Source organism: Jannaschia halovivens, from assembly GCF_046452375.1.
In the GTDB taxonomy this organism is placed as follows: Bacteria; Pseudomonadota; Alphaproteobacteria; order Rhodobacterales; family Rhodobacteraceae; genus Jannaschia; species Jannaschia halovivens.
In genome coordinates this window covers 444,957-470,615 of record NZ_JBKFDJ010000001.1, presented here as the reverse complement: position 1 = coordinate 470,615, position 25,659 = coordinate 444,957, and the positions used below count along the sequence as shown (strand labels likewise).

The 25,659-nt window shown below is 69.1% G+C and carries 26 protein-coding genes; 19 read left to right on the top strand and 7 right to left on the bottom strand.

Annotation, left to right across the window (positions count from 1 at the left end; translation table 11 throughout):
- Positions 1–24: 24 nt before the first annotated feature.
- The 5 genes from gyrA to gluQRS all read left to right on the top strand — a co-directional run bounded on the left by gyrA (position 25) and on the right by gluQRS (position 6,598).
- Positions 25–2,811: a DNA gyrase subunit A gene (gene gyrA, locus ACK8OR_RS02405; RefSeq protein ID WP_410187874.1), complete on the top strand. Its 2,787-nt coding sequence runs from the start codon at positions 25–27 to the stop codon at positions 2,809–2,811.
- 84 nt (positions 2,812–2,895) lie between these two features.
- The gene (locus ACK8OR_RS02400) at positions 2,896–3,717 is read left to right on the top strand and encodes a LysR family transcriptional regulator (RefSeq protein WP_410187873.1); all 822 of its coding nucleotides are present in this window, start codon (positions 2,896–2,898) and stop codon (positions 3,715–3,717) included.
- Positions 3,718–3,757: 40 nt separating this feature from the next.
- Positions 3,758–5,107 (top strand): methylenetetrahydrofolate--tRNA-(uracil(54)-C(5))-methyltransferase (FADH(2)-oxidizing) TrmFO, encoded by a 1,350-nt coding sequence (trmFO, locus tag ACK8OR_RS02395; RefSeq protein WP_410187872.1) that lies wholly within the window; start codon positions 3,758–3,760, stop codon positions 5,105–5,107.
- Positions 5,108–5,156: 49 nt separating this feature from the next.
- Entirely contained in the window at positions 5,157–5,777 is a 621-nt protein-coding gene (locus ACK8OR_RS02390; RefSeq protein WP_410187871.1) for a class I SAM-dependent DNA methyltransferase, read from the top strand.
- Complete coding sequence (gene gluQRS / locus ACK8OR_RS02385; protein ID WP_410187870.1) at positions 5,774–6,598, top strand: tRNA glutamyl-Q(34) synthetase GluQRS; 825 nt, start codon at positions 5,774–5,776, stop codon at positions 6,596–6,598. Before ACK8OR_RS02390 ends, gluQRS begins: the two co-directional genes overlap by 4 nt.
- A gap of 4 nt (positions 6,599–6,602) precedes the next feature.
- Here gluQRS and ACK8OR_RS02380 read toward each other — a convergent pair whose 3' ends face one another.
- Entirely contained in the window at positions 6,603–6,935 is a 333-nt protein-coding gene (locus tag ACK8OR_RS02380; RefSeq protein ID WP_410187869.1) for an SH3 domain-containing protein, read from the bottom strand.
- A gap of 62 nt (positions 6,936–6,997) precedes the next feature.
- Complete coding sequence (locus tag ACK8OR_RS02375; protein ID WP_410187868.1) at positions 6,998–8,161, bottom strand: M20 aminoacylase family protein; 1,164 nt, start codon at positions 8,159–8,161, stop codon at positions 6,998–7,000.
- A gap of 57 nt (positions 8,162–8,218) precedes the next feature.
- Here ACK8OR_RS02375 and mazG point away from each other — a divergent pair, with 57 nt between their 5' ends.
- The 11 genes from mazG (at position 8,219) to ACK8OR_RS02320 (ending at position 18,444) form a co-directional block, all read left to right on the top strand.
- Positions 8,219–9,043, top strand: a complete 825-nt coding sequence (gene mazG / locus ACK8OR_RS02370; protein ID WP_410187867.1) for a nucleoside triphosphate pyrophosphohydrolase — start codon at positions 8,219–8,221, stop codon at positions 9,041–9,043.
- A gap of 52 nt (positions 9,044–9,095) precedes the next feature.
- Positions 9,096–10,103 (top strand): extracellular solute-binding protein, encoded by a 1,008-nt coding sequence (locus ACK8OR_RS02365; protein ID WP_410187866.1) that lies wholly within the window; start codon positions 9,096–9,098, stop codon positions 10,101–10,103.
- A gap of 59 nt (positions 10,104–10,162) precedes the next feature.
- Positions 10,163–11,098 (top strand): nucleoside hydrolase, encoded by a 936-nt coding sequence (locus ACK8OR_RS02360; protein ID WP_410187865.1) that lies wholly within the window; start codon positions 10,163–10,165, stop codon positions 11,096–11,098.
- Between the two features lie 58 nt (positions 11,099–11,156).
- Positions 11,157–12,545 carry a protein adenylyltransferase SelO gene (locus tag ACK8OR_RS02355; RefSeq protein WP_410187864.1) on the top strand — a complete coding sequence of 463 codons (1,389 nt, stop codon included), beginning with the start codon at positions 11,157–11,159 and terminating at the stop codon, positions 12,543–12,545.
- Between the two features lie 33 nt (positions 12,546–12,578).
- Positions 12,579–12,989: a Fur family transcriptional regulator gene (locus tag ACK8OR_RS02350; RefSeq protein ID WP_410187863.1), complete on the top strand. Its 411-nt coding sequence runs from the start codon at positions 12,579–12,581 to the stop codon at positions 12,987–12,989.
- Between the two features lie 99 nt (positions 12,990–13,088).
- Positions 13,089–13,970, top strand: a complete 882-nt coding sequence (locus ACK8OR_RS02345) for a DMT family transporter (protein WP_410187862.1) — start codon at positions 13,089–13,091, stop codon at positions 13,968–13,970.
- A gap of 46 nt (positions 13,971–14,016) precedes the next feature.
- Positions 14,017–15,294 carry a phosphopyruvate hydratase gene (gene eno, locus ACK8OR_RS02340; RefSeq protein WP_410187861.1) on the top strand — a complete coding sequence of 426 codons (1,278 nt, stop codon included), beginning with the start codon at positions 14,017–14,019 and terminating at the stop codon, positions 15,292–15,294.
- A 53-nt stretch (positions 15,295–15,347) separates the two neighbouring features.
- Positions 15,348–16,241 carry a DMT family transporter gene (locus ACK8OR_RS02335; protein WP_410187860.1) on the top strand — a complete coding sequence of 298 codons (894 nt, stop codon included), beginning with the start codon at positions 15,348–15,350 and terminating at the stop codon, positions 16,239–16,241.
- Positions 16,238–16,672 (top strand): cupin domain-containing protein, encoded by a 435-nt coding sequence (locus ACK8OR_RS02330; RefSeq protein WP_410187859.1) that lies wholly within the window; start codon positions 16,238–16,240, stop codon positions 16,670–16,672. The genes ACK8OR_RS02335 and ACK8OR_RS02330 overlap by 4 nt, the downstream gene beginning before the upstream one ends.
- A gap of 3 nt (positions 16,673–16,675) precedes the next feature.
- Complete coding sequence (locus ACK8OR_RS02325) at positions 16,676–17,926, top strand: cation:proton antiporter (protein ID WP_410187858.1); 1,251 nt, start codon at positions 16,676–16,678, stop codon at positions 17,924–17,926.
- 107 nt (positions 17,927–18,033) lie between these two features.
- Positions 18,034–18,444 carry a VOC family protein gene (locus ACK8OR_RS02320; protein ID WP_410189855.1) on the top strand — a complete coding sequence of 137 codons (411 nt, stop codon included), beginning with the start codon at positions 18,034–18,036 and terminating at the stop codon, positions 18,442–18,444.
- Between the two features lie 18 nt (positions 18,445–18,462).
- Here ACK8OR_RS02320 and ACK8OR_RS02315 read toward each other — a convergent pair whose 3' ends face one another.
- From ACK8OR_RS02315 to ACK8OR_RS02295, 5 genes are all read right to left on the bottom strand, one after another.
- Complete coding sequence (locus tag ACK8OR_RS02315; protein ID WP_410189854.1) at positions 18,463–19,047, bottom strand: HNH endonuclease; 585 nt, start codon at positions 19,045–19,047, stop codon at positions 18,463–18,465.
- Between the two features lie 162 nt (positions 19,048–19,209).
- Entirely contained in the window at positions 19,210–19,872 is a 663-nt protein-coding gene (locus ACK8OR_RS02310) for an alpha/beta hydrolase (RefSeq protein ID WP_410187857.1), read from the bottom strand.
- On the bottom strand, positions 19,869–20,492 hold the full coding sequence (locus ACK8OR_RS02305; protein WP_410187856.1) for a DNA-3-methyladenine glycosylase family protein: 624 nt from the start codon (positions 20,490–20,492) through the stop codon (positions 19,869–19,871). The genes ACK8OR_RS02310 and ACK8OR_RS02305 overlap by 4 nt, the downstream gene beginning before the upstream one ends.
- A complete protein-coding gene (locus ACK8OR_RS02300) occupies positions 20,467–21,186 on the bottom strand; it encodes a precorrin-6A/cobalt-precorrin-6A reductase (RefSeq protein WP_410187855.1) in 720 nt (239 codons plus the stop codon). Before ACK8OR_RS02300 ends, ACK8OR_RS02305 begins: the two co-directional genes overlap by 26 nt.
- Positions 21,176–22,201 carry a cobalt-precorrin-5B (C(1))-methyltransferase gene (locus ACK8OR_RS02295; RefSeq protein ID WP_410187854.1) on the bottom strand — a complete coding sequence of 342 codons (1,026 nt, stop codon included), beginning with the start codon at positions 22,199–22,201 and terminating at the stop codon, positions 21,176–21,178. The genes ACK8OR_RS02300 and ACK8OR_RS02295 overlap by 11 nt, the downstream gene beginning before the upstream one ends.
- 86 nt (positions 22,202–22,287) lie before the next feature.
- Here ACK8OR_RS02295 and cobA point away from each other — a divergent pair, with 86 nt between their 5' ends.
- The 3 genes from cobA to ACK8OR_RS02280 are packed head-to-tail and all read left to right on the top strand — an operon-like array spanning position 22,288 to position 25,651.
- Positions 22,288–23,133 carry a uroporphyrinogen-III C-methyltransferase gene (gene cobA, locus ACK8OR_RS02290; RefSeq protein ID WP_410187853.1) on the top strand — a complete coding sequence of 282 codons (846 nt, stop codon included), beginning with the start codon at positions 22,288–22,290 and terminating at the stop codon, positions 23,131–23,133.
- 7 nt (positions 23,134–23,140) lie between these two features.
- On the top strand, positions 23,141–24,385 hold the full coding sequence (locus tag ACK8OR_RS02285) for a cobyrinate a,c-diamide synthase (protein ID WP_410187852.1): 1,245 nt from the start codon (positions 23,141–23,143) through the stop codon (positions 24,383–24,385).
- Between the two features lie 51 nt (positions 24,386–24,436).
- Entirely contained in the window at positions 24,437–25,651 is a 1,215-nt protein-coding gene (locus ACK8OR_RS02280) for an MFS transporter (protein ID WP_410187851.1), read from the top strand.
- Positions 25,652–25,659: the final 8 nt, after the last annotated feature.

Sequence of the window (25,659 nt, the reverse complement as noted above, 5' to 3'; positions counted from 1 at the left end):
GGGCGCGCCCCGTCGGAGACCTGCATGAGCGACGAGACGACCCCGCCCGAGGGCGACGACGAGACCCCCCGCGTGCCGATGCATCACGACGGACCGCAGGTGTCGATCATCGACGAGATGCGGACCTCGTTCCTCGACTACGCGATGTCGGTCATCGTCAGCCGCGCGATCCCCGATCTGCGCGACGGCCTGAAGCCCGTCCACCGCCGCATCCTCTACGCGATGCACGAGACCGGGAACACGCACGACAAGTCCTACCGCAAGTCCGCGCGCCCGGTGGGCGACGTCATGGGCAAGTACCACCCGCATGGCGACAGCGCGATCTACGAGGCGCTGGTGCGGATGGCGCAGGACTTCTCGATGTCGCTGCCGCTGCTCGACGGACAGGGCAATTTCGGCTCGATGGACGGCGATAACGCGGCCGCCATGCGCTATACCGAGGTCCGGATGGACAAGCCGGCCGCCGCGCTGCTGGCCGATATCGACAAGGACACGGTCGATTTCGTCCCGAACTACGACGGCAAGGACATGGAGCCGTCGGTCCTGCCCGCACGCTTCCCGAACATGCTCGTCAACGGCGCGGGCGGCATCGCGGTCGGCATGGCGACCAACATCCCGCCCCACAATCTGGGCGAGGTCATCGATGCCTGTCTGCACCTGATCGAAACGCCGGACGCTTCGGACGAGGCGCTGATGGAGATCGTGCCGGGCCCGGACTTTCCCACGGGCGGCATCATCCTCGGGCGCACGGGCATCCGGAAGGCCTATCTCGAAGGGCGCGGCAGCGTCATCGTCCGCGCCAAGACGCGGGTCGAGGAAATCCGCAAGGACCGCTACGCCATCGTCCTCGACGAAATCCCGTACCAGGTGAACAAGGCCACGATGATCGAGAAGATCGCCGAGGCCGCGAAGGACAAGCGGATCGAGGGCATTGCCCACGTCCAGGACGAGAGCGACCGGGTCGGTGTCCGCGTCGTGGTCGAGCTGAAGCGCGACGCGACGGCCGAGGTGGTGCTGAACCAGCTCTTCCGCTTCACGCCGATGCAGACGTCGTTTGCCTGCAACATGCTGGCCCTGAACGGCGGCCGGCCCGAGCAATTGACCCTGCGCCGGTTCCTGACCTCCTTCCTCGACTTCCGCGAGGAGGTGATCGCGCGGCGCACGGCATACCTCCTGAACGAAGCGCGGGACCGGTCCCACGTGCTTTGCGGTCTGGCCGTGGCCGTCAGCAATGTCGACGAGGTGGTCGCGACCATCCGCGCCTCGGCCGACGCCGCCGATGCGCGCCAGAAGCTGATGGAGCGGCGGTGGCCTGCAGGCGACATCCTGCCCTATATCGAGCTGATCGACGATCCGACCCACACGGCGAATGACGACGGCACCTACAACCTGTCCGAGCGTCAGGCCCGCGCCATCCTCGAATTGCGGCTGCAACGCCTGACACAGCTCGGGGTCAAGGAGGTCACCGACGAGCTCGAGGCGCTGGCCGAGAAGATCAAGGACTACCTCGACATCCTCGGCAGCCGGGCCCGCATCCTGACAATCATCTCGGACGAATTGCGCGAGGTTCGTACGCAGTTCGCCGTCGACCGCCGCACCGAGATCACCGACTGGTCCGGCGACATGGAGGACGAGGATCTCATCGAGCGCGAGGACATGGTCGTCACCATCACCGCGAGCGGCTACGCCAAGCGCACCCCGCTGGCCGATTTCCGGGCGCAGCGCCGTGGCGGCAAGGGCCTCGGTGGGATGGCCACCAAGGAAGACGACGTCGTCACGACGCTCTTCGTGGCCAACACGCACACGCCTCTTCTGTTCTTCACGACCGACGGGATGGTCTACAAGCTCAAGACCTGGCGCCTGCCGCAGGGGGGCCGGACCGCAAAGGGCAAGGCGCTCGTGAACCTGCTGCCCATCGAGACGGGGACCGGCATCGCCGCGATCCTGCCCATCGACCGGGACGAGGACCACTGGGACGAGCTGCAGGTCGTATTCGCGACCGACCGGGGCACCGTGCGGCGCAACCGCCTGTCGGATTTCGCCAACGTCATGCGCAACGGCAAGATCGCCATGAAGTTCGAAGGCGAGACAGAGGGCTGGCGCATGATCAACGCGCGCATCGCGTCCGCCGATGACGACGTGATGCTCGTGACCCGCTCGGGTCGCGCGATCCGCTTCTCCTCGACCGATGTGCGCGTCTTCAACTCGCGCGCCTCGACCGGCGTGCGCGGCATCCGGCTGGGCGAGGATGACGCGGTCGTCTCGATGGCCGTCATCCGGCATTTCGACGCGACCTCGGAAGAACGGACGGCCTATCTCAAGATGCGCCGCGCGATGGCGGGCCTCGGCGACGATGCCGATGCCGAGGAGGAGGAGGCCCCGGCCGATCCGAACTTCTCGACCGAGCGCTACGCCGAGATGTCGGCGGCCGAGGACCTGATCGTGACGATCACCGAAGGCGGCGCGGGCAAGCTGTCGTCCAGCCACGATTACCCCGTGCGCGGGCGCGGCGGCATGGGCGTCAGCGCGCAGGACAAAGCCGCGCGCGGTGGCCCCATCGTCGCGGCCTTCCCCGTCGAGATGGACGACCAACTGATGCTCGCCACCTCGACCGGGCAATCCATCCGCACACCGATCGACGGCATCAGCTTCCGCTCCCGCAGCGCGGGCGGCGTGAAGGTCTTCGACACCCGCAAGGGCGAGAAGGTCGTCTCGGTCGCGCGGATCGCCGACCAGGGCGACGAGGACGCGCCCGAAGTCGACGTGGTCGACGGCCCGGTGGTGGAGGATGGCGACGGCGGTGCGGCCTGACGCCGCATCTGGTGCGCAACGCCGCGATTGCAATGGCACGATTATCCTTGACCCGCTAGCATTTGGTACTAGCGGGAGGTCGGCATGAGCTTGGACAACTGGGACGATCTCAAATTCGTTCTATCCATGATGCGGCACGGGACCATGTCCGCCGCGGCTCGCTTTCTCGACACCAATGTCGCCACCGTGTCGCGCCGGATCGAACGGGTCAGCCAGGAGTTGGGCGTGCCGCTTTTCGAGAAGCGGGGCCAAGCCTTCGTCGCGACCGAATCCGCCAAGCGGCTGGCCGAGATCGGCGAGGAAATCGAGCAGAAGCTGCGCGGCGCGATGGCGACGATGAAGGCGGGCGACCGCAATACGCCGGTCGGGATCGAGATCGCCGCACCGCCCGCCGTGCATCACCACTATGTCCTGCCCCGCACGAGGACGATGGCCCACGATCTGCCGAACGTCCGCCTGACACTGACCGACAAGGTCTACTCCCAAGGGCTGGGCGAGGCCGACATCCAGGTTCGCATCGGACGCCCCGAGGGCGGACGGCTGAAAGCGCGCAAGTTCCGCGACTACAACCTATCCGTCTATCACGGGCGCGACCACGTGCTCGACGGTCAGTGGATCGGCCTGTCGCAGCGGTATCCGGACGCCGATCTGGTGCGCGAGATCTACAAGGACGCGAACGCCTCGCCGACCTACCGGGTCGACGAGATGCCGATGATGCTGGACATGATCCAGGCGACGGGCCTGCCGGGCGTGTTGCCCGGTTTCATGGCCGAGGAAACCGACGAGATCGTGCTGGCCGACCTGCCGGACAACGCCATCTCGGGCGAACTCTGGATCGCCTATCACGAGACGCGGCACGGGGACGCCACGCTGCGGTCCGTGGTCGAATGGTTCTGCGGCGCCTGACGCCTTCCACCCGCGGGCCGAAGGGTCTATCCGGGGCGCCATGACAGACAGATTGCACATCGTCGGCGGCGGCATGGCCGGATCCGAGGCCGCGTGGCAGGCGGCGAACGCAGGCGTGCCCGTCACCATCCACGAGATGCGGCCCACGGTCGGCACCTTCGCGCATCGCACCGGGTCACTGGCCGAGATGGTGTGTTCCAACTCGTTCCGTTCGGACGACGACGAGCAGAACGCCGTGGGCCTTCTCCATTGGGAGATGCGGGCGGCGGGCGGCCTCATCATGGAAATGGCGGACGCGCATCGCCTGCCCGCCGGCGGCGCGCTGGCCGTCGACCGCGACCCGTTCGCCGAGGCCGTGACCGCGCGGCTGCGAGCCCACCCGCTGATCGAGATCGTGGACGAGGAGGTGACAGCCCTGCCCGCGTCAGGTCACTGGATCATCGCCACCGGGCCCCTGACCGGCAGCGCGCTGGCGCAGTCCATCGCCGACGAGGCCGGACAGGAGAGCCTCGCCTTCTTCGATGCCATCGCGCCCATCGTCCATGCCGACACGATCGACATGGGACAAGCCTGGCGCCAGTCGCGCTACGACAAGGGCGACACCGAGGACGAGCGGACGGCCTATATCAACTGCCCGATGGACCGCGAGACCTACGAGGCGTTCATCGACGCGCTGCTCGCCGCCGAGAAGACCGAGTTCAAGCCGGGCGAGACGGCCGGATATTTCGACGGATGCCTGCCCATCGAAGTCATGGCCGAGCGCGGACGCGAGACGCTGCGCTTCGGCCCGATGAAACCCGTCGGCCTGACCAACCCGCACGATCCGCAGACCAAGGCCTACGCCGTCGTCCAGCTGCGTCGCGACAACGCGTTGGGCACGCTCTACAACATCGTCGGCTTCCAGACCAAGATGAAGTACGGCGCGCAGAAGTCTGTTTTCGCTATGATTCCCGGACTGCAGGACGCGAGCTTCGCGCGGTTGGGCGGCATCCACCGCAACACCTTCATCAACTCGCCGACCCTGCTCGACGCCGAGATGCGCCTCCGCTCGAAGCCGCATATTCGCTTCGCAGGCCAGATCACCGGCGTCGAGGGCTATGTCGAGAGCGCCGCGATGGGCCTTCTCGCCGGTCGGATGGCGGCGGCCGAGATGCGCGGCGAGTCGCTGCCCCCCGCGCCCGGCACGACCGCCATGGGCGCGCTGGTCCGGCACATTACGGGCGGGGCGGACGCCAAGACGTTCCAGCCGATGAACGTCAATTTCGGGCTCTTCCCGCCGGTCGACGCACGGGGCGGTCGGCGCAACCGGGCCACGCGCTACAAGCTCTATACCGACCGCGCCAAGGCGGATTGGACAGCCTGGCTGGGGCTGCGCGAAGCGGCGGAATGAACCGACGGCGGCGGTGACAGCGCATGGTCCTGCCCCTAAGCTCGGGCGGATGACCAAGCCCACGCTCAAACACGGCCTCTGGACCGCGCGCCCGCCCGAAGAGGCGCGCGCGCTCTATGCGGAATGGGCCGACAGCTACGACGCGGATCTGACCGAAGCAGGCTATGCCACGCCCCGCCGACTGGCGGCGATGCTGGCGGCGCATCTGCCCGCGCGGGACGCCCCGATCCTCGATTTCGGCTGCGGCACGGGCCTTTCGGGCGAGGCGCTGGCTGCCGAGGGTTTCGCGGCGATCGACGGCACCGACATCACGCCCGAAATGCGCGCGCGGGCCGAGGCCAAAGGCGTGTATCGCCGTCTCTTCCTCGCCACGCCGGGCGAGATCCCGGACCTGTCGGATTACGCGGCGATCGGGGCGGCCGGCGTCATCTCGCTCGGGGCCGCGCCGCCCGAGACGCTGGGCGCACTGGTCGCGGCGATGACCCCCGGCACCCTCCTCGCGTTTTCGTATAACGACGCCACACTTCAAGCCCGGCCCTATCTCGACGCCTTGGCCGATGTACAGGCCGAGGGGCGCGCCCGCCTGATCGCGGCCGAACACGGGCCGCACCTGCCCGGACAGGCGGGCGTCGAGGGCTCGACCGTACATCTGCTGTGCAGGTTGGGGTGACGCGCACCCGCTTCGCCCCCTCGCCCACCGGACCGCTGCATCTGGGCCATGCCTGGGCCGCGATGGTGGCGGACGAAGCGGGCGACATGCTGCTTCGGATCGAGGATATCGACCGTCAGCGGTCGCGCCACGAATGGGAGGCGGCAATCTACGATGACCTGCGCTGGCTGGGCCTCGACTGGCCCGAGCCCGTGATGCGGCAGTCGGAGCGAATGGCGGCGTATGGCGCGGCGCTCGACGCGCTCTGGGCGCAGGGCCTTCTCTATCCTTGTACCTGCAACCGGCGCGACATTCTGGCCGCAGCCAGCGCCCCGCAAGAGGGCGCACCCCTCCTTGGACCCGACGGCATCGTCTATCCGGGCACCTGCCGTAGTGCGTCGCGGACGGGACCGCGCCCGAACGGCGTCGCACTGCGCCTCGATGCGGCGGCCGTGGACGACCTCCGCTGGACCGAGCGTGGCGCGCCTCGCACCATGGAAGCAGGCGCGTTTCGCGAAGGCATCGGTGACGTCGTCCTCGCGCGGCGCGACTTCGGGACCAGCTACCACCTCGCCGTGGTCGTGGACGACGCGGCGCAAGGCATCGACCTCGTGACGCGCGGCGCCGATCTCGAAGAGGCGACGCCGATACATGTGGCACTCCAGGGCCTGCTCGGGTTGGCGACGCCCGACTACCTGCATCAAGATCTGGTCCGAGACCGCGACGGCAAACGCCTCGCCAAGCGCGATGATGCGCGCAGCATCGCCAGTTACCGGGCCGCGGGATGGAGTGCCGAGCGCCTCAAGACCCGCTTGCGCGACAGCCGGATCGCGCCGTACTAGCCGATCAGGACATGCGGTTGCCGATCCAGTTGCCATCTGCCCAGCCGGACCGACCCGCGCCGCACTCGACCCCGAGCCAGCCGCCCTGACCGTTGATGATCGTGACCCGGTCCCCGTTTTGCAGCTCGTCGATCTTGCGATAGTTGGTGCCGGGTCCGGTCCGGACCGACAGGAATCCGTCGCCATTCGGATGGAGCCCCATCACGGTCCCGACGCTCGAACACGCTGCTTCCGTGGTCGCCTGGTTGCAATAGGGGACGATCGGGACGTCGAGCCGCTGGGCCGACGCCGTCGTGGCAGCGGCCAGCGACAGGGCGAACATCAGGATCGGGCGCATACGGAAGCTCCTCCGGGGGTCGATGACGCGTCCCCGGATGTTGCCGGATATCGACGCGCGGGTCAGCGCACCGGCTGGGCGATCTCGACCATGCGGGCGAAGAAGCTCGCGCCGATGGGGGCGATCTCGTCGTTGAAATCGTATGCGGGGTGGTGAAGCACGGGCCCGTCCCCGGCCCCGAGGAACAGGTAGGCGCCGGGCCGCGCCGCCAGCATGTAGCTGAAATCCTCGGCCCCCATCTCGCGCGGATTGTCCGCGGTGACGGCGTCCTCGCCCACCACGTCGGCGGCGACCGTGGCGGCGAAGCCCGCGCGCTCGGCATCATTGACGGTCGCCGGATAGCCGCGCTCGTAGCGGAGCGTGGCTTCGACGTCGTAAGCCGCCGCCTGACCGGCCACGATCTGGCCCAGCCGCCGCTCGACCATGTCCTGCACGACCGGATCGAAGGTCCGGACCGTCCCGCCCAGGAACGCGGTGCCCGGCACGATATTGTCGGCCGTGCCGGTGTGGATCTGCGTGATCGAGACGACCAGCTCGTCCAGCGCGTAATGGTTGCGCGACACGATGGTCTGGATGGCGTTGCCGATCCCGAGGGCCGCGACGATCGGATCCTTCGTCTCGTGCGGCATAGCGCCATGCCCCCCCTTGCCGGTTATGTCGACATGGAACGTGTCCACGGCGGCCATGATCGGCCCCGGCGTGGTGAAGAACTGGCCTTCTGCGAAGTTCGGCGCGTTGTGGATGCCGTAGACCTGCTCGATCTCGAACCGGTCCATGATCCCCTCCTGCACCATCACCTCGCCGCCGCCGCCGCCTTCTTCGGCGGGCTGGAAGATCAGCGCGACCCGCCCCGCGAAATTGCGCGTCTCTGCCAGGTATTTCGCGGCCCCCAGCAGCATGGTCGTATGGCCGTCATGGCCGCAGGCATGCATCTTGCCCGGCGTTTCGGAGGCATGTTCGACGCCCGTCGCCTCGGGGATCGGCAGCGCGTCCATGTCGGCGCGCAGCCCGATGGTCGGCCCTGGTCCCTGCCCCTCGATGATCGCGACGATGCCGGTCTTCGCGATGCCCTCGTGGATCTCGGTAATGCCGAACGCGCGCAGCTTCTCGGCCACGAAGCCGCTCGTCTTCTCGAGGTCGAACTGCAACTCGGGATTGCGGTGCAGCCAGCGGCGCCATTCCTGCATCTCGGGTTGCAGGGCGGCGATGGAGTTGATGACGGGCATGGGCTTGTCCTCCGGCTGGGGCTCGGGGCAGGAAACACCCGACAGCGGAGAATGCCAATGGCCGACGACACCCTTTGCACGACGCCCGGCGGGGGCCTGCCGCGTCTTCTGGCGATCATGGCCCGGCTGCGCGATCCCGAAACCGGATGCCCATGGGACATCGAGCAGGATTTCGCGTCCATCGCACCCTACACCATCGAGGAGGCCTACGAGGTCGCCGACGCCATCGATCGGGACGCATGGGACGAATTGGAGGGAGAGCTTGGCGACCTTCTGTTGCAGGTCGTCTACCACGCCGAGATGGGGGCCGAGGCGGGACGGTTCGACTTCCACTCCATCGCCGAGCGGGTCGCGCAGAAGATGGTCGACCGGCACCCGCATATCTGGGGCGACGGCGACCGTGACAAGTCCGCCGCCCAGCAGGTCTCGGATTGGGAAGCGTCGAAGGCTGCCGAGCGGTCGGGGCGCACCCTGGACGGCGTGGCGATGGGCCTGCCCGCGCTGATGCGGGCGGTGAAGCTGCAGAATCGCGCGGCGCGGGTCGGGTTCGACTGGCCCGAGACGGTCGCGGTCCTAGACAAGCTGCGCGAGGAGGCGGCGGAACTGGTCGAGGCCCGCGAGACGGCGACGGCGGCCGAGATCGAGGAGGAGATGGGCGACCTCCTCTTCGTGGTCGCGAACCTCGCGCGCCACCTCAAGGTCGACCCCGAATCCGCGCTCCGCGCCGCGAACGCCAAGTTCATCCGGCGCTTCGAGGCGATCGAGGATGCGCTGGCCGCCGACGGGCGCAGCCCGGCACAGTCCGATCTGACCGAGATGGACGCGCTCTGGGACGCGGCGAAGGCGCGGGAAAAAGTATCCGACAAGAAGAGTCGGGATTGACCTGACAGATTTAGTCGGGAATAGTCGCGGCCATGCAACCAAGGAGGCCGCGATGCTGCGCCACGCCATTCTCGCCACCACCGCCCTGACCGTCGCCGCGCCGGTCTTCGCGGGGGAGGTCAACGTCTATTCCTATCGTCAGCCCGAGCTGATCCAGCCGCTGGTCGACGGCTTCGAGGCGGCGACCGGGCATACCGCCAACGTAGTCTTCATCGACAAGGGCATCACCGAGCGGCTGGTGGCCGAGGGGCCGCGCTCGCCGGCGGACCTTCTCTTCACGGTCGACATCTCGCGACTGGCCGAGGCCAAGGAGGCGGGCGTCACGCAGGCCGTGTCGTCGGAGGTGCTCGAGGCCAACATCCCCGACGCGCTGCGCGACGACGAGGGCCATTGGTTCGGCCTGACCACGCGGGCACGGATCGTCTATGCCTCGAACGACCGTGTCGCACCGGGCGAGATCACGACCTACGAACAACTCGCCGATCCGATCTGGTCGGGCCGCATCTGCACCCGCTCGGGGACGCATGTCTACACGATCGGCCTCGTCTCGGCGATGATCGAGCATAACGGCGCCGAGGCCACGAAGACCTGGCTGGAAGGGCTGAAGGCGAACCTCGCGAAGTCACCCGAGGGCAATGACCGCGCGCAGGTCAAGTCGATCTGGGCCGGCGAATGCGACATCTCGCTGGGCAACACCTACTACATGGGTGCGATGCTGGCGGACGAGGAACAGTCTGAATGGGCGAATGCCGTTCGCATCGACTTTCCGTCCTTCGCCGACGGCCAGGGATCGCATGTGAACATCTCGGGCGTGGCCATGGTCAACGGGGCCGCCAACGAGGCCGAGGCGCTGGCCTTCATGGAATATCTCTCGTCGCCCGAGGCGCAGGAGATCTATGCCGACGTGGTCCACGAATACCCCGCATCGCCCGACGCGTCCCCCTCGGACCTCGTGGCGGGCTGGGGCGCACTCGAGGCCGACACGACCGATCTGACCGCCATCGCCAGCCATCGCGCCGAGGCCCTGCGCCTGGTCGAGGAGGTCGATTTCGACGGCTGACCGGACATGCAGGCGGCGCACGCTGGACAACCGGCGCGCGCCGTCCTCTACCTGAGGCCATGACCCAGAAGATCATCATCGACACCGACCCCGGACAGGACGACGCCGTCGCCATCCTGCTGGCCCTCGCCTCGCCCGAATTCGACGTGCTGGGGATCACCGCCGTCGCGGGCAACGTGCCGCTGGCGCTGACCGCGAAGAATGCGCGGATCGTCTGCGAGTTGGCCGGGCGCCGCGACATCCCCGTCCATGCCGGATGCGACCGACCGCTGGCCCGCGACCTCGTGACCGCCGAGCATGTCCACGGCAAGACCGGCCTCGACGGCCCGCAACTGCCCGAGCCCGAGATGCCGCTGACCTCAGAAGACGGGGTGGGCTTCATCATCGAAACGCTCCGCGCCCATGACGCCGGCACCGTCACGCTCTGCCCTCTCGGGCCGCTGACGAATATCGCGACCGCCCTCGCCCGCGCGCCCGATATCGCCGACCGGATCGCGCGGATCGTCCTGATGGGCGGGGCCTATTTCGAGGTGGGCAACATCACACCCGCCGCCGAGTTCAACATCTATGTCGACCCCGAGGCCGCCCGCGACGTGTTCGCATCGGGCATCCCGATCACGGTCCTGCCGCTCGACGTGACGCACAAGGCGCTGACGACGGCGGCGCGGGTCCAGGCGTTCCGCGACCTGGGCACCAAGGTGGGTGATATGGTCGCCGCCTGGACCGATTTCTTCGAGCGGTTCGACAAGGAGAAATACGGCTCCGAAGGCGCGCCGCTCCACGATCCTTGCGTGATCGCGTGGCTTCTGCGGCCCGACCTTTTCACCGGGCGCGAGATCAATGTCGAGATCGAGGTCGACAGCCCGCTGACCCGCGGGATGACGGTGGCCGACTGGTGGCGGGTCACGGAGCGCGCCCCGAACGCGACCTTCATCGGTGGCATCGACGCGGACGGGTTCTACGATCTGTTGACCACCCGGCTCGCCCGGCTCTGAGCAGCGGGAGGCCAGCCCCCCGCACCCCCCCGAGGTATTTCCGGCCAGAGGATGAGAGATGTTCGCCTTCGACAACAGCTATGCCCGCCTCCCCGACCGGTTTCATACCCGGATGGCGCCGACGCCGGTCGCGGCCCCGTCCTGGATTGCGCTGAACGAGGGATTGGCGGGCGAGCTGGGGCTCGACGTCTCGGCCCTGCGTGCGGCCCCCGAGATCTTTGCCGGCAACCGCGTCCCCGAGGGGGCCGATCCGCTGGCCCAGCTCTATGCCGGGCACCAGTTCGGCGGCTGGTCGCCGCAGCTGGGTGACGGGCGCGCGATCCTTCTGGGCGAGCATGTCGCGGACGGGCGGCGGGTCGACATCCAGCTCAAGGGCAGCGGGCCCACGCCCTATAGCCGCAAGGGGGATGGCCGCGCGGCGATTGGCCCGGTCATCCGCGAATACCTCCTGTCCGAGGCGATGCATGCGTTGGGCGTGCCGACGACCCGCGCGTTGGCCGCCGTCCGGACCGGCGAGACGGTCCTTCGCCAGGAGGGCCCGCTGCCCGGCGCCGTCCTGACCCGCGTCGCGGCGAGCCATATCCGCGTCGGAACCTTCCAGGTGTTCGCGGCGCGCGAGGACACCGACGCCCTCAAGCGCCTGCTGGACTATGCGATTGCGCGCCATGCCCCGGACGCCGACGGCCCGGTGGGTCTTCTGCAGCACGTGATGGACGTGCAGGCCACGCTCATCGCGCAGTGGATGGGCCTCGGCTTCGTGCATGGCGTGATGAACACGGACAACATGACGATCTCGGGCGAGACCATCGACTACGGCCCCTGCGCCTTCATGGAAGCCTACCACCCCAACACCGTCTTCAGCAGCATCGACCAGTTCGGCCGCTATGCCTGGTCGAAGCAGCCCGACATCGCGCTGTGGAACCTCGCCCAGCTGGCGACCGCCCTCCTGCCGATGATGGGCGAGCGCGAGGCGGCAGTGGCCGAGGCGACCTCGGCGCTGGAAGGGTTCCACGATCTTTATGCCAACGCATGGACGCGCGTCATGACGGCCAAGATCGGAACGCCGGACATGAGCCTCGCGATGGAATTGCTGGCGATCATGGCCGCGGGTCAGGCCGATTTCACGAACACCTTCCGCGCGCTGGCCGTGGCACCGGAGACCGCGCGCGACCAGTTCACCGACCCGGGCGCCTTCGACGACTGGTTCGCCCGCTGGCAGACGACGGACCCCGATACCGCCGCGATGGCGCGCGCCAACCCCGCGATCATCCCGCGCAACCACCAGGTCGAGGCGGCGATCCGCGCGGCCGAAGGCGGCGACGACGCGCCGTTCCACGCGCTCCATGCCGTTCTCGCCGATCCTTGGGTCGAGACCGAGGCCAATGCCCCTTACCGCCGCCCCGCCACCGCGGACGAACGCGTGACCCGCACCTTCTGCGGCACCTAGACCCCCGCCCGGCCGCGCACTAGGGAGGCCCCCATGACGACGCCGACGATCATCCAGCGCTGCGAGGCGGCCAACCTGCGGCTGACCGGACCGCGCCGCGTCATCGCCCGCGTGCTCGAGGCCGCCGACGACCACCCGGATGTCGAGACGATCCACGCCCGTGCCGCGGCCGTCGACCCGAGCATTTCGGTCGCGACAGTCTACCGGACGGTTGCACTCTTCGAGGAGGCGGGCATCGTCGAGCGGCGCGAGTTCGGCGACGGCCGCGCCCGCTGGGAGGATGCCAAGCGGGATCATCACGACCACCTGATCGACATGCAGACCGGCGAGGTGATCGAGTTCGTCGACCCCGAGATCGAAGCCCTGCAGGAGCGGATCGCGGACCGGCTGGGTTACGACCTGAAGGGGCACCGGCTTGAGCTGTTCGGGACGCGGCGCCGGTGAGCGTGCAGGCGTTGGCATGAGGCCCGGAGCAGCGGCAGGAGCCGGATCCATGACCCGCGCGATGCGCGCGAATGCGATGCGCCATCGGGCCGCCGGGCGGTGAGCGATACGCTGAAGGGCTGCGCGCTGATGGTCGCAGCCATGGCCTGTTTTGCGCTCGAGGACGGGCTCATCAAGGCCTTGGCCAACCGCATCCCGCCGGCCCAGATCATCTGGATGCTGGGCCTCGGCGGGGCCCTCGTCTTCGCGCTCTGGCTCGGGCAGCGCGGCGGGGGCCTTCGCTCGCCGCTCTATCTCGACCGGCGCGTTCTCGTCCGCTCCGGCTTCGAGGTGATCGGCACGCTATTCTTCGTCTCGGCCATCACGACCATCCCGCTGGCCACCGCGTCGGCGGTGATCCAGGCGACACCGCTCGTCGTGGCGATGGGGGCGGCCCTGGTGCTAGGCGCCCATGTCGGATGGCGGCGCTGGGCCGCGATCGGCGTCGGCTTCGCGGGCGTCCTCGTCATACTGCGCCCCGGCGCCGACAGCTTCGATCCGGCCATCCTGCTGGCAGTCGGCGCGACCATCGCGCTCTCGGCGCGCGACCTCGCGACGCGCACCATGCCGCCCGAGATCAGCGACCCGCGCCTGTCGCTCCACGCCTTCGCGGCGCTGGTCCCCGCGGGGCTGCTCCTCCAGGCGGTGCAGGGTCAGCCGCTCGTCTGGCCGGAGCCGAGCCAGTCAGCGATCCTGGGGCTCTGCGTCATCATCGGCGTCGCGGCCTACATCGCGATCGTGGCGGCGACCCGGCTGGGCGACATCGCCGTCGTCTCGTCGCTGCGCTACAGCCGGATGGTCTTCGCATTGGTCATCGGCATGGTGGCCTTTTCGGAACGACCCGACGCGGCGACGCTTCTGGGGGTCGGGATCATCATCGTATCAGGGCTCTACACTCTTCTGCGCGAGGCTCGGCTCGCGCGGCTGGCTTCCCAAACCTGAGCCCCCGCGCTAAGGGAACGCCGAGCGAAGCCGGAGGCACACCCCCATGTTCACCATCACCGACATTCACGCGCGCGAGATCCTGGACAGCCGGGGCAACCCCACGGTCGAGGTCGACGTCATCCTCGAGGACGGCACGCTGGGCCGCGCCGCCGTGCCCTCGGGTGCCTCGACGGGCGCCTACGAAGCGGTCGAGAAGCGCGACGGCGACAAGGGTCGCTACAAGGGCAAGGGGGTGCTCGGCGCGGTCGAGGCCGTCAACGGTGAGATCATGGACGCGATCACGGGCTTCGACGCCACCGAGCAGGAAGCCATCGACGCCATCATGATCGAGCTCGATGGGACGCCGAACAAGTCGCGGCTAGGCGCCAACGCCATCCTCGGCGTGTCGATGGCCGTCGCCAAGGCCGCTGCCGAAGCCTCGGGGATGCCGCTCTACCGCTATGTCGGCGGTACCTCGGCGCGGATGCTGCCGGTGCCGATGATGAACATCGTCAATGGCGGCGAGCATGCCGACAACCCGATCGACATCCAGGAATTCATGATCATGCCAGTCGCCGCCGAGAGCATCGCCGACGCGGTGCGGATGGGCTCGGAGATCTTCCACACGCTCAAGGGCGAGCTGTCGGCGGCGGGCCTCTCGACCGGGATCGGCGACGAGGGCGGCTTCGCGCCGGACCTCAGCTCGACGCGCGACGCGCTCGACTTCGTGCTGAAGGCGGTCGAAAAGGCGGGCTACCGGCCCGGCGACGACATCTGGCTGGCGCTCGATTGCGCGGCGACCGAATACTTCAAGGACGGCGCCTATCACCTTGTCGGGGAAGACAAAATCCTCTCGTCCGACGAAAACGTCGACTACCTCGCGGCGCTGGTGCGCGACTACCCAATCCTGTCCATCGAAGACGGAATGGGCGAGGACGACTGGGACGGCTGGGTCGCCCTGACCGAGGCGCTGGGCGACAAGGTCCAACTCGTGGGCGACGACCTCTTCGTGACCAATCCCGCGCGTCTCGCCGATGGCATCGAGAAGGGTGCCGCGAATTCGCTTCTCGTGAAGGTCAACCAGATCGGCACCCTCTCGGAGACGCTGGAGGCGGTCGAGATCGCACATCGCAACCGCATGACCTGCGTCATGTCGCACCGCTCTGGCGAGACTGAGGACGCGACCATCGCCGACCTCGCCGTCGCCACGAATTGCGGTCAGATCAAGACCGGCAGCCTCGCGCGGTCGGACCGGCTGGCCAAGTACAATCAGCTAATTCGCATCGAGGAGATGCTGGGCGAGACGGCACGCTACGCCGGGCGCAGCATCCTGCGCGCCTGATCCAGAGGCCGGGGCGCTTGCCGCCCCGACCGCCCGGGCCTAGCGTCGCGGCCATGGATGCCGCCGCCGCCCCCCGGATCGACCGCCCCGCACTGGGCATGGCGCTGATGCTGGGCTTCTGCGTCACCGCCCCGCTTTCGGACGCGATGGCCAAGATCGCGGCGGGCACCTTCCCGGTCCTGCAGCTCGTCTTCATCCGCTTCGTGGTGCAGGCCGTGATCCTGATCCCGCTCGTCCGGCTTTCGGGGCAGAGCTGGCGCATGTCGCCGCTAGGCTGGAGGCTGACGGGCCTGCGCACGGTACTGCAGGTTACGGGCATCTGGCTGATGACCAAGGGACTGACCTACCTGCCGCTGGCCGATGCACTGGCCATCGCCTTCGTCATGCCGTTCATCCTCCTCCTCATGGGGCATATGATCCTCGGCGAGGAGGTCGGGCCCCGCCGCCTCGCCGCCTGCGCGGTAGGCTTTGCGGGCACCCTCATGGTGATGCAGCCGAGCTTCGTCGAAGTCGGTTGGGCCGTGCTCTACCCCCTCGGGGTCGCGTTCGTCTTCGCCGCCTTCATGCTGGTCACGCGTCGCGTCGCGTCCGAGGCGGACCCCATCCCGATGCAGGCGGCGTCGGGGGCCATGGCTGTGGCGGGCCTCGGCGCGCTCTACCTCGCGCTCCCGAATGTCGGACCCGTGGCACTTCTGCCGATCGCGGGGCACCTGCCGGTCCTTCTGGCAATGGGTCTGCTCGGAACCTTCGGACACCTCCTGATGACGTGGTCCCTGCGCCATGCGCCCTCGGCCACGCTGGCACCCATGCAATACCTCGAAATCCCTGTCGCGGCCGTGATCGGGTTGGCGATCTTCGGCGACTGGCCCGACGGTCTGGCGCTGGCCGGGATCGCGGTGATCGTGGCGGCGGGGCTCTATACGCTCTGGCGGACGCGCCTCGCATGACCGCCGACGAGATCATCGCGGCGCTCGACCTCGCACCCCATCCGGAGGGCGGATTCTACCGCCAGACCTTCGTGTCCGAGGCCGCGCCGGGCATGCGGCCCGCGGGTACGGCGATCCTGTTCCTCCTCCGCGACGGCGGCGGAAGTCACTGGCACTGCGTCGATGCCGACGAGCTCTGGTTCTGGCACGCGGGCGCGCCGCTCGTGCTGAGCATTTCGCCGGATGATGCCGGTCCCGCGACCGACACGGTGCTCGGCCCCGACATCCTGCGCCAGTCGATGCAGGGCTGCGTGCCGAAGGACCATTGGCAGGCCGCGCGCACGACCGGCGACTGGACACTCGTCAGCTGTACCGTCTCGCCCGGCTTTCGCTTCGAGGGTTTCACCCTCGCGCCGCCCACGTTCGACATCCCCCGCACGATCGGATCCTGATCCATGGACCTTCTCCAGATCGCCTCGCTCCTCCTCGTCATGGCAGGGGCGTTCGGGGCCGTGAACCACCTGTTCCTCAAGCTGCCTTCGGCGATCGGCATCCTGATCGTGGCGCTGGCCGCATCGCTGATGCTGATGCTGGTGGACCTCGCCGTGCCGTCCTGGGGCCTGGCGGCCGAGATCCGGACCGTCGTCCTCGACATCGAATTCTCGGACGCGCTGCTCGAAGGGATGCTCGGCCTTCTGCTCTTTGCCGGCGCGCTCCACGTCAAGGTCGCTGACCTCAAGCGCGAATGGGTCCTCGTCCTTCTGATGGCGACCATCGGTGTCGGCCTTTCGACTGCCATCGCGGGGATCGGGTTCAGTTGGATCACCGGCGCGCCGCTCCTGATCGCGCTGGTCTTCGGCGCGCTGATCTCGCCCACCGATCCGGTCGCGGTGCTGGGCGTGTTGCGCGCGGCCAACCTGCCGAAATCGCTGGAAACCAAGATCGCGGGCGAGAGCCTCTTCAACGACGGCGTCGGCTACGTCGTCTTCCTCGTCCTCGTCGGCCTCGCCTATCCGGCGGGCGACGCGCACGGTTCGGGCCTCGAGGCGGCGGCGATCCTCTTCGTGCAGGAGGCGTTCGGCGGCGCGGCGCTCGGCGCGGCCCTCGGGTACCTCGCATTCCGCGTCATGCGCCGCATCGACGATCCTCCGCTCGAGGTCCTCATCACGCTGGCCCTCGCGTTTGGCGGCTACCAGCTCAGCCTCCTCCTCCATGTCTCGGCCCCGATCATGGCGGTGGTCGCGGGGCTTCTGATCGGCGATGTCGGCTCCAAATACGGGATGTCGGACAAGACGCGCGCCCATGTCGACACGTTCTGGACCCTGATCGACGAAATCCTGAATGCGGTCCTCTTCCTTCTGATCGGGGTCGAGGTCTTCGCGGTCGCATTCGATGCGTCCTACCTCCTCGCCGGGCTGGCCGCGATCGTCCTGCACCTCGTGGCGCGGTTCGCCGCCGTCGTGGTGCCCGTCACGCTGCTCCGCCCCTTTTCCGAGAACATGGAGACGGGGCTGACGCGCATCATGACCTGGGGCGGGTTGAAGGGCGGCATCTCGGTCGCACTGGTCCTGTCCTTGCCCGACGGTGAATGGACGCCCGTGATGCTCACGGCGACCTATATCGTGGTGCTCTTCTCGATCATCGTGCAGGGGCTGACGGTCGCGCCCTTGGCCAGGCGGCTCGGGGGCGCGCCGGGACTGGTCTGATACCGGGACGGCAGCCGGGCGCTGGAGGCGCGGCACGTTCCGGCCTATGGATGACGGATGACGTCCTGCCCGCCCGAACGCTGCCGCAGCCCATGCGGACCTGCCCGATGATCGGCTACGTCACCGTCGGGGCCGACGACATTCCGCGCGCCAAGCGGTTTTACGCGGCGATCCTGCCCGCGCTTGGCTACGGTGTGACCGAAGGGCCCGAGGGTCTGAGCTACGCCTTGAGGCCGGATCACCCGGCCGGTCTGACGGAGTTCTACGTCAAACCGCCCTTCGACGGCGGCCCGGCCTCGACCGGAAACGGGTCGATGATCGCCTTCGAGGCCCGGAGCCAGCGGGACGTCCGCGACCTTCATGCCGCGGCGATCGCGGCCGGGGGCCGGGACGAGGGCGCGCCGGGGTTCCGCGCCGAATACGGGGCGGCGTTCTATGTCGGCTATCTTCGCGATCCCCAAGGCAACAAGATCGCCCTCTACTCGAACGATCCCGCTGAGCCGGGACGTGACGGCTAGGCGGCGTCGCCGGCGGCCTCAGGCCTCCAGTTCGGCATCCCAGTAGAGGAAGTCCATCCAGCTGTCGTGTAGGTGGTTCGGTGGGAACTTGCGCCCGAGATTCATCAGCTCGGCGGAGGCCGGTTGCCGGGGCGGCTTGCGCAGCGTGAACCCGACCTGCTTGAGCGAGCGAGAGCCCTTGCGCAGATTGCACCGCCCGCAGGCCGCGACCACGTTCTCCCACGAGGTGATGCCGCCCCGCGCGCGGGGCACCACGTGATCGAAGGTCAAATCACCGCGCGCGCCGCAATACTGGCAGCAGAATTCGTCGCGCAGGAACAGGTTGAAGCGCGTGAAGGCGACCTGCCGCTGCGGCTTGACGTAATCCTTGAGGACCACGACCGACGGGATGCGGATCACGGTGGTCGGTGAGCGGACCACCTCCTCGTATTCGCTGACGATGGTGACGCGATCGAGGAAGGCGGCCTTGACCGCATCCTGCCACGGCCAGAGCGAGAGCGGATAATAGCTCAGCGGGCGGTAATCGGCGTTCAGCACAAGTGCCGGGAAGTGACGCAGGCCGGCGGGATCGCGGGTGAAGGCGGTTCGGAAATCCGGGTCGATCGTGTCGGTCGCAGGAAGCATTGCGCTCGCATCCCCTGGCGTGGGGGCGGCGCGCCCGGTCGTCGGGCGCGTGGCCCCCGTCAGCTCGGACTATATATGGGTGCCGAGGACTGACAAGGGCCCAGATAGCGGGGTTCGATGACGGTTTTTCGACGTGTCCGTTCAGTCGCTCTCGACGCTCCAGATGTCCCGCAGGAAGGCCAGCGCGACCGACAGACCGTCGGGCGCGATCCCGTGGCCGGTGCCCTTCATAATATGGGCATAGACGCGATCGAACCCCGCCCCTTCCAACGCCTCGGCGGCCTGCGGAAGCGACTGGACCGGCACGACCTCGTCGGCATCGCCATGGACCAGCAGGACCGGGGGCCGGGTCGCCACCTCGTCGGCCAGCGTCTCGGGCGACAAAAGCCGCCCCGAGAATCCCACGATTCCGGCCAGTCCGGGGTCGCGACGGGGGCCGACATGCAGCGCCATCATGGTGCCTTGGCTGAACCCGAAGAGCGCGACATTCGAGATCGGCACGCCCTCGGCCGCGATCACCTCGTCGAGCCATGCGTTCAGGTCCTCGATGGCGCGCGCCATCCCGGCCTGCGCGGCCTCTTCGCTGGACCCGTCAAGCCACGGGATCGGGAACCACTGGAATCCGCCGGGCATACCGGGAAGTTCCTCGGGCGCGTCGGGGGCAAGGAAAGCAGTGCCGGGCAGATGCGGGCCCAGCGGATCGGCCAGCCCGATCAGGTCGGCGGCATTCGCCCCGTAGCCGTGCAGGAAGATCACCAGCCGGTCGGGCGCTTCAGGCCCCCGGCGCTCATACCTGAGTGTCACGCGATGCCCTCCCGACGCTTCTCCCGCGCGTAGTAGGCCCAGAAGAGCCGTGCCGCAACCGAACGCCAGGGCGACCAATCCGCCGACCAGGCGCGCAGGGCTCGCTCCGTCGGGCGATCCGCTTGGCCGTAGACCATCCGCGCGCCCTCCTGCAGCGCCAGGTCGCCCGGGGCGAAGACGTCGGCATGGCCGAGGCTGAACATCGCGTAGATTTCGGCCGTCCAGGCCCCGATGCCCGGCACGGCGGTCAGGGTGGCCACGACCTCGTCGGTGGGCATGACACGCAGGGCGGTCCAGTCGATGCCGGCCTCGGCCAGCGCGCGGGCGTAGCGCATCTTCTGGCGCGAAAGACCGCAGGCCTTCAGATCGTCCTCGGTGGATGCACGGATGGCGACCTCGGTCACCAGCCCGGCATCGGCGAGCCGCCCATTAATCGCCAATGCCGAGGCGACGCTGACCTGCTGGCCGACGATCGCCGAGAGAAGGGCCCCGAACCCGTCCTCGCGCCGCCGCAGCGGCAAAGGTCCGACCCGGTCGAGGGCCGCCGCCATGCGGGGACAGGCCCCGGCCAGCCAGGCCGCACCCTCGGCGACGTCATCGGGCCCCGCGATGATCCGCATGGGCGAGGATGAAGGCATGGGCGCGGTCGATATCATGGGTCTCGTCTCCGGGAGGTCGGGGCGGTCGGTCGATGACGTGGACGGACACGCCCAAACGGCGCGCCGCATCGAGCTTGGCCCGCGACCCGCCGCTGTTCTTCGTCACCAGATGGGTGATCGCGCGATCCCGCATCAAGGCCGCTTCGTCGCATTCGGTAAAGGGCGGCGTCCCGATGACCCAATCGACCCCCGCGCGGGGCGGGGCCGGATCGACGCGCCGGCAGGTCAGATCGAGACCCCGCCCGAGGAATGCGTCGAGCGCCCCCGGCCCGGTGGTCAGAAGGACGCGCGCGCCTGCAGGCAGCGCCTCGGCACAGGTTGCGACATCCGCGTGGCAGATCCAGCCCGGCTCGACCGGCCAAGGCGCGCGGGTCAGGCGCAGATAGGGCACGGCGCATTCGGCGCAGATCGTCGCGGTCCGGCTGCTGATCGAAGAGGCGAAGGGGTGCGTCGCGTCGAGGACAGCGGAATGCTGCGCGAGCGCCGCGCGAAAGCCGTCGGCACCGCCGAAGCCGCCCCGGTTCGTCGGCACCCCGAGATCGCGGGGCGCGTCCGTCGCCCCGGCCAGCGAGGCCGTCACGCGCAACCCGCGGCAGCGCGCGAGCACCGCCCGCGCCTCGGCCGTGCCCGCCAGCACCAGCACGTCACCGCGCATGGGTCAGCACTTCGCCCGCGCGGTCGATCACGACCACGTCGACCTCGGCGTCGATCACGCCAAGGACCGCGCGCCGGGCCTCGGCCCCGATCCGCTCGGCCAAACGCGGCACCCGCGTCACCGCCTCGAGCACCGTGTTGCAACCCGTCAGATCGGTACCTGACCAGTCGCTCAGCCCCGCGAAATCCGCCTGCGAGCGCCCGGAATGGAGGTCCATCGCCCCCTGCCCCAGCTTCGCCAGCTTGCCCACGCCGCCGCCGATCGTGACCCGCGCGATTGGGTGGCGGCGCAGGTATTTCAACATCCCGCCCGCGAAATCGCCCATGTCCAGCATCGCGTGATCCGGCAGGCCATGGAGCGCCTGCACCACGCGCTCGGACGTGGCCCCGGTGCAGCCCGCCACATGGGTCAGGCCGGACGCGGCGGCCACGTCGATCCCGCGATGGATGGACGCGATCCAGGCCGCGCAACTGAAGGGCCTCACGATGCCCGTGGTGCCGAGGATCGAAAGTCCGCCCTCGATCCCAAGGCGCGGGTTCCACGTCTTTGCTGCCAGTGCCGCGCCGCCGGGCACCGAGACGATGATCTCGATATCCGGGCGCTGGCCATACTCCGCCGCCGCCTCGGCCACGACCTCGTCCAGCATCGCGCGGGGGACCGGGTTGATCGCGGGCTCGCCCACCGCGATGGGCAGGCCGGGCTTCGTCACGGTGCCGACGCCGTCGCCCGCGCGGAACACGACGCCCCCGTCCGAGGCGGCAACACGTACAACGATAGTCGCGCCATGGGTGACGTCGGGGTCGTCGCCCGCGTCCTTGACCACCGCGGCCTCGGCCCAGCCATCGCCGACCCGCCCCCCCGCGACGGCGAAGACCGGCCGTTCCCCGCGGGGCAGTACGATCTCGACCTCGCGCGGCACGGCCCCGCCCCACAGCCCCGCAAGCGCGGCCTTGGCCGCGGCGGTGGCACAGGCGCCGGTGGTCCAGCCCCGGCGCAGCTTCGGCGCGTCGTTCATGTGCCAACCCATGCCACGCCGCCCGCGGACCGCCAATGGTCGCGCGCCGTCTTTCCAAATCGCGCAGGCCACGTCAGGAAGGAATCATGACATCCGAACTCCCTCCGAACGACTGGCCCGAGCTGCAACGCGGCTGGGTCTGGCTGTGTGGCGCCGGTCCGGGCGATCCGGGCCTTCTGACGCTGCACGGGCTGAACGCGCTGCGGCAAGCGGACGTGATCGTCTACGACGCGCTGGTGGGCGAGGCGATCCTCGACTGGGCGCCGCAGGCCGAGCGCATCTATGCCGGCAAGCGCGGCGGCAAACCCTCGGCCAAGCAGCGCGACATTTCGCTGCGGCTGGTCGAGCTGGCCCGCGCGGGCAAACGTGTGTTGCGCCTCAAGGGTGGCGATCCCTTCGTCTTCGGGCGCGGCGGCGAGGAGGCGCAGATGCTGGTGCAGCACGGCGTGCCCATCCGCATCGTGCCGGGCATCACCGCCGGGATCGCGGGGCTGGCCTACGCGGGCATCCCGGTGACGCATCGCGACGTGAACCAATCGGTCACCTTCGTCACCGGACACGACGCCAGCGGGGCCGCCCCCACGGCGGTAGACTGGGCCGGGATCGCGCGCGGCAGCCAAGTGATCGTGCTCTACATGGGGATGAAGCATATCGGCCAGATCGCGGCCCAGCTGATCGCCGCGGGGCGCAGCCCGTCCGAGCCGGTGGCCGTCACGACCACCGCCACGCTGGACGGCCAGCGCACGATCGAGACGACGCTTTGTGACTGCGAGGCCGACATCGCCGCCGCCGGGCTCGAGCCGCCCGCCATCATCTGCATCGGCATGGCCGTGGCCCTGCGCCAAGCGCTCGACTGGCAGGCGCAGGCGGCGGGCGAGCCTCCACGCGATCTCGACCCACTCGACCGGCGACGGCCCGCCGAAAGCGCGTGACGCCCCCATGCCCGGCCTGATCCTCGCCGCGCCGTCCTCGGGCGCGGGCAAGACGACCGTGACGCTGGGTTTGCTCAGCGCGCTCCGGCAGGCGGGTCACGACGTCCGCGGGGCGAAATCCGGCCCCGACTATATCGACCCGCGCTTCCATGCCGCGGCGACCGGCGCGCCCTGTCCCAATCTCGATGCTTGGGCGATGGCCCCCGCGATGATCGCGGGCCTCGCCGCAGGACCGGGCCTTCTTCTCATCGAGGGCGCGATGGGCCTTTTCGACGGGGCTCCGCCGGACGGGCGCGGTGCCGTGGCCGATCTCGCGCGGCAGATGGCGCTGCCCGTCGTGCTGGTCGTCGATGCGGCGCGCATGGCGCAGTCGGTGGCCCCGCTGGTCTCGGGATTCGCCGCGCATGATCCGGACGTGCGGGTTGCCGGCGTGATCCTGAACCGGGTCGGATCGGAACGCCACGCCGCGATGCTGCGCCGCGCCTGTCCGTTGCCGGTGTTGGGCGCGATCCCGCGCGATGCGGAGCTCACCCTGCCCGCCCGCCATCTGGGTCTCGTGCAGGCCGAGGAGCATCCCGATCTCGACGCCTTCCTCGCCCATGCCGCGCAGGTCGTTGCGGCCCATGTCGATCTCGACGCGCTCGTCGCATGTGCTGCCCCGCTGCCCGACGCGCCGCCCCGCGCCCTGGCGCCCCCGGCCCAGCGGATCGCGGTCGCGCGGGACGCGGCCTTCGCCTTCGCCTATCCGCATCTCCTCGACGGCTGGTGGGCGGCGGGCGCGGAGCTGCGAATCTTCTCGCCGCTGGCCGACGAGGCCGCGCCGCCCGCGGATCTGGTCTACCTGCCGGGTGGCTATCCCGAACTCCACGCCGGGCGACTCGCCGCCGCCGGGCACTTCCTCGGGTCGCTGGCCGACAGACCGGTCTTCGGCGAATGCGGCGGCTACATGGTGATGGGCGACGGGCTGGTGGACGCGAACGGCACCCACCACGCGATGGCGGGCCTTCTGCGGCTGGAGACGAGCTTTGAGACGCGCCGGCTTCATCTCGGCTACCGCAACCTCGAAGCGAATGCCGGGCCCTTCGCCGGGCGCTGGGCGGGGCACGAGTTCCACTACGCCACGACCCTGCGCGCCGAGGGGGAGCCCGTCTTCGCGGCCACCGATGCCGAGGGCACGACACTTGCCCCCATGGGTCTGCGGAGCGGGGCGGCCTGCGGGTCCTTCGCACATCTGATCGCGCCCCGCGCGTAGCGATACAATGCCGCGCTGGTGACCCTTGGTGGCGCGGCGTAGTCTTCGGTCATGACGGCGATCACCGACATCCCCGACGATTCCCGCGCGCGGCGCAACGTCCTCGTCCTCGTGGCGGCGCAGGCGATCCTCGGGGCGCAGCTTCCGATGAACTTCGTGGTCGGCGGCCTCGCGGGGATGAGCCTCGCGCCGACGCCGCTGCTGGCGACCCTGCCCATCAGCCTGATCGTCTTCGGCTCGATGACGACCGCGCCCTGGATCAGCCCGCTGATGCAGGCGAAAGGCCGACGCTTCGGGTTCGTCCTCGGGGCCGTCGCCGGGGCCTGCGGGGCGGCGCTGTCGCTCACGGGACTGATCACGTCCAGTTTCGCGATCTTCCTCGCGGGCGCGTATCTGACCGGCATCTTCATGTCGACGCTGGGCTTCTACCGCTTCGCCGCCACCGACACCGCGTCCGAGGCCTTCCGCCCCAAGGCCATCAGCTACGTCATGGCGGGGGGTCTGATCTCGGCACTGATCGGGCCGCAACTGGTCAAGCTGACATCGGACGCGACGGTGATCCCGTTCCTTTATACCTACGGCGCGGTCATCGTCCTGAACCTCGTCGGGCTGTGGCTCTTCTTCCTCCTCGACATCCCCACCCCCGCCAAGCCGGCTGCCGACGCGCCGCGCGGGCGCAGCCGCGGCCAGCTTCTGCGCGAGCCCGCGATCGTCGTCGCCGTGGTCTGCGGGATGGTGACCTACGCGCTGATGAACCTCGTCATGACCTCGACGCCACTGGCGGTCGTGGGCTGCGGTTTCTCGACCGGGAACGCGGCCGATATCGTCTCGGCCCATGTCATCGCGATGTATGCGCCCAGCTTCTTCACCGGCCACCTGATCGCGCGGTTCGGCACGACGCGGATCATCTCGGCCGGGCTTGCGTGCCTGGCCGCCGCCGGGATCATGGCGCTGGCGGGTGTGACCCTCTTCAACTTCTTCGGGGCGCTGATCCTTCTGGGCATCGGTTGGAACTTCGGCTTCATCGGGGCGACCGCGATGCTGACCGCGAACCACGCCGCGCACGAGCGGGGCACGGTGCAGGGCCTCAACGACCTTCTGGTCTTCGGGATGGTGACGCTGGCCTCGCTCTCGTCGGGCGGCCTGATGGGGTCGGCGGTGGACGCCGTCGCGGGCTGGGCTAAGGTCAACTACGCCATGGTGCCGTTTCTGACGCTGGCCGCCGTCGCACTGGTCTGGCTGCGGCTGCGCCCGCGCAGCACCTGAGGGGAACC